Below are 7,444 nucleotides of genomic sequence, written 5' to 3' on the forward strand. Positions count from 1 at the left end.
GAGTAGATACTGCTTATCTCCGGCAGAGGATAGAGAAAATAGAGCTGTGAACGGGAAGGCTGCACTGACAGGCAGTCTGCTAATAATTTTCTAAGGAAGCACTGATTCATTCGCAGAATTGAATTTCATATGTATTTTTATCCAATGCCTCGTCATAAGCCTCCTTAAATCGCTGGCTGTTCGCGTCGATTGATTCCTCGCATTGAATAAAAATGCAAGAATAAAATTCGATAACGATCTAATCGGCGCTTTCTTAAAATTCCTTATTTTGCTAAATATTACAAATTGTTATACAATGAAGTGAATAAATAAGTTCTATATTTGATCAGGGTCCGGCTTGGGAGGCAGATGATACGTGCACTGCTTCATCATGGAGTAGGAGAGAAAAATGGACACAGACATCACACCAAAAGGTCTTATGACGGATTCGCTGAAGCGCATTTTAGATACTATGCCCGGCGGCGTTTATGCATTTATTCCCGGCGGGGTGGATGCCCCTATTTTTATAAACCGGCAGTTTCTGGATATGCTGGGAGTAGGGAGCAGAGAAGAAATCTGGGAATATACCGGTCATAACTACTGGAATATTATCTATGCCGACGACCAGGAAAAGGTGCGGAATGCTTTTCATTATGTGGCACAGGCGGAAGGAAGCCGGGAAAGCTTTGAATGCCGTCTTGTGTCCAAAAAGGGAGACATACGGTTAGTGCGGGCCATGGTGCAATGCGAGAAGGATGCAGAGGGCAATCCGATCCAGGTATTCTTTTCAGTGGATCTGGGCCTGCAGAATCTTATGGACACGAAAAGGAAGATGGATCCATTGACCGGTCTTCTGAAAAGCGGTGCTCTTCTTTCCCTGATGAGGGAGTATGCGCAGAAGATGGAGTCCGGAGAAATCACGGAGAAGCCGGTCTTCCTGTATTATGATTTAATCAATTTCCGCTTTTTGAATATCCGCTATGGCATGAAGGCGGGAGATGATTTCCTTCGTGAGGTGGGGAGGATTCTGGAAATGGTCTTTCCGGAAGAGGAGACTGCCCGTCTGGACGGAGATCATTTTGCCGTGTTTACCGGCTCATCTCATCTGGAAGAACGGATTCATCGTTCCAAGAACCTGATTATGCATATTTTATCGGGCAGCGTAGTGGACTGCGCCATAGGGGCCTGCAGCTGGGATGACCCTGCCCTGGATGCAGAAGTCCTGTGGAACCGTGCCAAGATAGCCTGCGATGATAATAAGAAACAGGTAAACCGTGATTTTTCCTATTACACCGCAGAAATGGGAGAAAAGCTGGATATTGCGGATTATGTGGTATCCCATGTGGATGAAGCCATACAGAAAGACTGGATCCGGGTCTATTACCAGCCCATTGTGCGTTCTATTTCCAATGAAATCTGCGGTATGGAAGCATTGGCCCGCTGGGATGATCCCAACCGCGGACTTCTGATGCCTGGCCGCTTTATTCCTCCGCTGGAGGAAGAACAGAAAATCTGGAAACTTGATATCTGCGTCATCCGTCAGGCGGCTGCCCTCATTGCGGAAAGGGAGAAGAAGGGACTGCCGGAAATTCCGATTTCCGTCAACCTGTCCCGCGTGGATTTCCTGTGCTGTGATATTTTCAAAGAAGTGGAAGCCATCGTGCGTCAGTACGATATTCCAAGGCGCATGTTCCATATCGAGGTCACCGAAAGCGCCCTGGCTTTCCAGGATCAGGTGTTGATTGATGCGCTGGGCCAATTCCGTGCGGCAGGTTATGAAATCTGGATGGACGATTTCGGCAGCGGCTATTCCACGCTGAATCTCTTGAAGGATTATTCCTATGATGTACTGAAACTGGACATGGCTTTTCTTAGGAATGACAGCTCCCGCTCCCGCAGTATCATTGCTTCCGTCCTTGCCATGGATAAGAAGGTTGGCATGAGAACATTGACGGAAGGGGTGGAAACGAAAGCACAGTGCGATTTCCTGAGAAACAGCGGATGTGACTTTATGCAGGGCTACTATTTCGGAAAACCCCTCCCTTTTGAAGAATCTCTGAAAACCTCAATGGAAAAGGGCCTGGAAATTGAAATGCCGGCGCAGAAGAAATATTATGATGCCCTGAGCAGTGTCAATTTCATGACAGACCTGCCGATGATGCTTATCGAGTTTACTGGCCACGCCTTCCATGTGCTGTACATGAATGACAGGCTTCGTGCCATAGCTGCAGAGGACGGCTATGATACGAAGGAAAAAGTGGATGAATTCATGCAGGACATGAATAATGCGGCCAATCGGGAAGTGGCTTTGGCAGCGGAGACGGCTGTTCGCTCCGGCGGTTCCGGAGAATTTTATTACCCCTTCCAACAGGAAGAAACCCTCTGCCGTTATAAGATCATCAGCAGCAGTGAGGGACGATACCTGTTTGAGGTTCATATATTCCCCCAGTCAAAGCAGAAAGGCAAAATGCCGGAAAAGATTCGCACCCTTCTCCATCTTCGGTATTTTTACAGGGGCCTTTACCTTATCCATCCTGCATCCGGCATGGTGCAGTCCATCCGATTCAGCAGAGATGATGGCAGCGTGGATGGCTTTATACCCCTTCGGGGAAAAGGGCAGCTTTCCGGCGTGCTTCCTGTTATTTTTAAAGCCGATGAGCAGTCCTATATTTCATTTATGGACACCAGAACCATGGAAGAAAGACTGGACAATGGGGACCAAAGCATTATCAGCAGTATTTTCCGCACCCGGGATGTGGATGGAGAGTTCCGCTGGATGGTTCATAAAATCCTCCGTATTCCCAATTCCGCCCAGCATGAGCTTCTCTATGTGGTCCGGGTCCTGGATATTGGGGGAGCCAAAGAGGAATTGAAAATCATTCATTCCGACCCTTACCATGCTCTGATGACAGCAGCTGGCAGAGATAATGAAGACAAGGCAGCTCTCTGGGCTGACCTCATGATGTACCTGCCCATTCCTATTTTCTGGAAGGACAGAAATCGGAGATTCATGGGGGCCAATCAGTGTTTCCTGAACTATTATGGCTTTTCGTCGGTGGAAAGCATCCTTGGCAAAACCGATGAGGATATGGGATGGCATCCGGGAGAACGGGCCTATATGGATGATGAGGAAGAGGTCATGAAATCCGGTACCATGCATGTCAATGTTCCCGGCAGGTGCATTGCCAGAGGCGTGGCCCACCAGATTATGGCTACCAAATGGCCGGTATACCGGGAAGGCCGGGTGAGCGGGCTCATGGGCTTCTTCCAGGACGAGCAGATGATAGAAAAAATGACGAATCGGGGGCTCCATCTCATTGATAAGGATCCGGAAACCGGCCTTGCCAATACCCCGCGCTTCATGGACCTGCTGGCCCGCTATGAAGAGGATTATCGGTTTGAAAAGAAAGATTTTGGTATCATCTTTATCCGGATACCGGAGCTTACCCGCATTGCAGATATCTACGGCGTAGAGGCAGGGCAGCTGGCTCTCAAGGCCTGCGCCCGGGCTATTACGGATGTGGTGGATCATAAGTCCGTGGCGGCACGGGTGGGAATCTGCCAGTTTGCAGTACTTTATAAATATAAGACACCCAATGACATCAGGGAGCTGGGAAAACGTATCAGCAATGCCGTCGAAGCTGTCAAACTGGCCGGAACCAACAGGGTGACACTCTTTGCCTATATCCGGATTACCTACGCCCATATGATTATGGAAATGCAGAAATCATTGGTGAAGTCCTTCTTCAACCATGGCCATCCGCTGGAAGCAGAAAACAGTTATCATACCAGAGTGGACAGGGATAGACTGCTCCATCAGCTGGTGGAAGCACTGCCCATGGGCTGCTACATCATTCGCCCTGACCACCGTATCCTTTACTGGAACCACGGGGCGGAAGAGCTGCTGGGGTACTCGGCAGAATACATGCTGGGGAAAAAGTGCATCGACATGGGCCTGGAATGTTCCCGCACAGATGGCGTGACCATTCCCCGCTCCCAGTGCCCCGCTATCGTTGCCTTTGCCACAGGAAGACCCCAGACCCTGCAGATGTTCATGCGCAGGGCTGACGGAAGGGATATCCTCATCAAAAACACCCTGGTGCCCCTGCAGGATGAATCGGGGAAGACCGATGAACTGATTTCCCTTTTCACCCCACTCACCGAAGACAGCTACGATGAATCGGTGATTCATGAAATTTATGAAGTGGCCACCAGGGATCCCATTACCTGCCTGCCGGGGAGGAAGTACATGGAGTCCTGCCTGGAAAGCGAGCTGGAAGCTTATCACCGCACGGGAAGGCTTTTTGCTGTTCTCTTTGCTGATGCTGATAATTTCCATGATATCAATAATACCTATGGTCACAATGCAGGTGATGAAACGCTGCAGGCCTTCGGCATCGCCCTGCGGAAACAGGGAAGAAAGGCCGACCGCTTCTGCCGCTGGGGCGGTGATGAATTCGTAGGCCTGCTCCTCCTGCGGGATGCCAAAGGAAGTGAGGGTGCAGCCCGCCGGTTTGCCAAAATTGCAGGAGGCATTCAAGTGAAAGCAGGAGAAAAGATACTGCATTTCGGTATATCCATAGGCATTACAGTGGTCAGGGAAGATGATACGGTCCGCTCTATCGTAGACCGGGCCGACCGCTATATGTACCTGGCCAAAAGCCTGCCTGATGACCGGGTGGTCACCGATTTCAATGTGGAAGAAATAGAAAAAAATAAGAATTGATGACATGTGGTTCACCAGCCGGCCTGCTCCCCAGGGAAAGGCCGGCTGGTTCCGCTTCTCAATGAATAAGAACCGGGAAGCAGGAAAATTTCTATCCATCATCATTTTTCTTCCTGCCCCTTTTCTTTTTTCCTTTCTTGGATTATCATAAGGATAACCCTTTTGAATCATACAATTTCACAAGGAATATGAAGCGCCGCGGCTTTCTGTGACGGGGAAAACCCGTGACTTCTGCTGTGGTGACTTTTTTATTGGAGGGAGATTTTGTTATGCCTGTTTCTTACATGGAAATTAATCTGAATGCACTTCGTCACAATCTGAGGGTTATCCGTCAGCATCTTCCCAAAGAGGTGAATGTACTGGCTGTAGTCAAAGCCAATGCCTATGGTCATGGTGCGGTGGAAACGCTTCGCATTGCCATGGAAGAAGGATATACCGCAGCTGCTGTTGCCCGTGTGGAAGAAGGAGCAGAGCTGCGGGAAGCCGGATTTACCTGCCCTATTTATGTGCTGGGACTTCCGCTTCCGGAAGATATGCTCATGGGTGTTAAATATGACCTGACCCTTCCGGTGGACGATACCGTAGATCTGGATGCTTTTGAAGATATTGCCAAAGGCGCAGGCAAGACGGTGGAAGTCATGATGCCTATTGATACCGGAATGAACCGTATCGGCACACATCCGGAAGATGTGAAGGCATTCCTTGCGAAACTGGCTGCCTATCCGCACCTTCATCTCCATGGTACCTGGACCCATATGGCAACAGCCGACTGCAGGGACAAGTCTGCAGCCCTGAAACAGCTGGACCGCTTTGATGAAGCCATTGCCCAGATGCCGGTGACCGATGATTTCGTCATTTCCTCTGCCAACAGCGCCGGCGTTATCGACATTCCGAAGAGCTGGCACAACCTTGCCCGCCCGGGAATCATTATCTACGGACCCCAGCCTTCCGATGAAATGGAACACAAGCTGGATCTTCAGTATGTTATGCGTATCGTGAGCCACATTACCCATGTACAGACGCTTCATAAAGGAGAAGCCATCGGTTATGGCGGAACCTATGTAGCAGACAGGGATATGAAGACCGCTACTGTGCCTATCGGTTATGCAGATGGTTACCCCAGATGTCTTTCCAATAAGGGAGTTGTCCTCATTGGCGGGAAACGGTGCCCCATTATCGGACGTATCTGCATGGACCAGTTCATGGTTGCTGTAGATGATTCCGTAAAACCGGGAGATGAAGTCATCCTCATGGGGAAACAGGGAGAAGGGGAAATCACTCTGGATGAAGTGGCAAAGACTGCCGGTACTATCCCGCATGAAATTACCTGTGACCTGAAGAGAATTCCCCGTGTTTTTGTAGAGAAATAAAAACTCTTTTCTTTATCCGCAGTTTATGCTATAATACTCCTTGTTAGGCGTCTATAGCTCAGTGGATAGAGCACTGGTCTCCGGAACCAGGTGTCGAGAGTTCGAATCCCTCTAGACGCACCAGAAATAATCCGATGTTATCGGATAATATAAAAAGCACCCACAACACCCCCACGAAATGGGGGCGGTTTGTGGGGGTGGTTTGGCCCTCCGGGAGGGCCGGAGGCGGCGGACGCGTGAAAAAACGCGCCCACCGTTTTTTTCATTCCGGGAGGGCAGGATGTATTTAGACGATTACAAGCTGCGCGAATTTCTTCAGGGGAAGAAAGAGGAAATCGGGCATTCAAAAAAGGACGAAATATTTACCTTTATTTCTGCAGCGGGGTTTGCTCTTACCCTTTGGGAAAGTAGCCTGCCCTACAAAGATATACTGCTTCTCTTCGGAGCAGGGCTTACTTTTTGGAGTATATCCAGAATCGTTAAGGCATTCTATCATCCCTATAACGGGGAAACCATGTACAAGGAGATAAAGTCAATGGACCAGATCAAGCACAAGTTTTCCCTCATCGCCATCAAGGACACCTTCCGGGAGCATCCCACCCGCTTCCTGGTATACTGGGATAAGAGATGGAAGTGCTTCCTTCTTCTGAATTTCAGGACGCCGGAAGAAGAGGCAGAAAAGACACTGACAAGGCTGATAAGTGATCACCTGCAGCTTCCTGAAGGGGATGTCAGCCTGACAAGGAAAGATTTCAGAGTGACGGAGAAATTTTCCGTCAGTGACCAGGTGGATAAAAAGTATGAACATACCCTCTATCTGGCAAGCATAGAAACATTTCCTGACGTTTTCCGGAGCGACCGTTTCACAGTGAACGGCGTGGACTTCCGCTGGATGACCATCAAAGAAATGAAGGAAGACCCTGAGATCATGAAGAAAAATAAAGATGTGGTGGAAACCCTGGAAGAAAAAGCAGCATAAAAGAGGTACCCCGTGAAAGGGTACCTCTTTTTTTATTGCCTTTTATCCGTAAATCATAGAAATCTTTTTTGCAATTTCCTGATCATAGTTCGGTATAGCGTGGCCGTACATATCCAGCGTCTGCTTCACGGAGGAATGGCCCAGGCGTCGGGAGACCTCTATGATGGGGATCCCATTGGCGAGGAGAAGCGTGGCGTGAGTATGCCTCAGGCAATGGAAGCTCCGATAGGGAATATCGCTTTCCAGCAGCACCTGCTTCCACATCTTCTCGATGGCTTCCGGCCGGATGGGATTGCCGTTGCCGTTCCGGAAGACCAGCATATTCTGGCTGATATCGATTTCATGGAGGCTGTCCTTTGCCCGCTGGAGGGCCAGGGACACATTCATGGG

The 7,444-nt window shown here is 49.4% G+C and carries 4 protein-coding genes and 1 tRNA gene; 4 read left to right on the forward strand and 1 reads right to left on the reverse strand.

Going from position 1 to position 7,444, the window contains the following annotated elements; genetic code table 11:
* The first annotated feature begins 388 nt into the window (after positions 1–388).
* The 4 genes from ACI4N7_RS07630 (at position 389) to ACI4N7_RS07645 (ending at position 7,054) form a co-directional block, all read left to right on the forward strand.
* Entirely contained in the window at positions 389–4,705 is a 4,317-nt protein-coding gene (locus ACI4N7_RS07630; protein ID WP_439732759.1) for a diguanylate cyclase domain-containing protein, read from the forward strand.
* 269 nt (positions 4,706–4,974) lie between these two features.
* Positions 4,975–6,075, forward strand: coding sequence for an alanine racemase (alr, locus tag ACI4N7_RS07635; protein ID WP_439732760.1), 1,101 nt, complete (start codon positions 4,975–4,977; stop codon positions 6,073–6,075).
* Positions 6,076–6,122: 47 nt separating this feature from the next.
* Positions 6,123–6,198: transfer RNA gene (locus ACI4N7_RS07640), tRNA-Arg, on the forward strand.
* A 157-nt stretch (positions 6,199–6,355) separates the two neighbouring features.
* Positions 6,356–7,054: a hypothetical protein gene (locus ACI4N7_RS07645; protein WP_439732761.1), complete on the forward strand. Its 699-nt coding sequence runs from the start codon at positions 6,356–6,358 to the stop codon at positions 7,052–7,054.
* Positions 7,055–7,096: 42 nt separating this feature from the next.
* Here ACI4N7_RS07645 and ACI4N7_RS07650 read toward each other — a convergent pair.
* A partial coding sequence (locus ACI4N7_RS07650) for a tyrosine-type recombinase/integrase (RefSeq protein WP_439732762.1) occupies positions 7,097–7,444 on the reverse strand: 348 nt, incomplete at its 5' end.

Source organism: Dialister sp. (genome assembly GCF_051885895.1).
Lineage (GTDB): Bacteria > Bacillota > Negativicutes > Veillonellales > Dialisteraceae > Dialister.

Bases quoted from the DNA above. Each gene is read 5' to 3' on its own strand.
- ACI4N7_RS07645 (WP_439732761.1), top strand. From the start codon at position 6,356: ATGTATTTAGACGATTACAAGCTGCGCGAATTTCTTCAGGGGAAGAAA.
- alr (WP_439732760.1), top strand. From the start codon at position 4,975: ATGCCTGTTTCTTACATGGAAATTAATCTGAATGCACTTCGTCACAAT.
- ACI4N7_RS07630 (WP_439732759.1), top strand. From the start codon at position 389: ATGGACACAGACATCACACCAAAAGGTCTTATGACGGATTCGCTGAAG.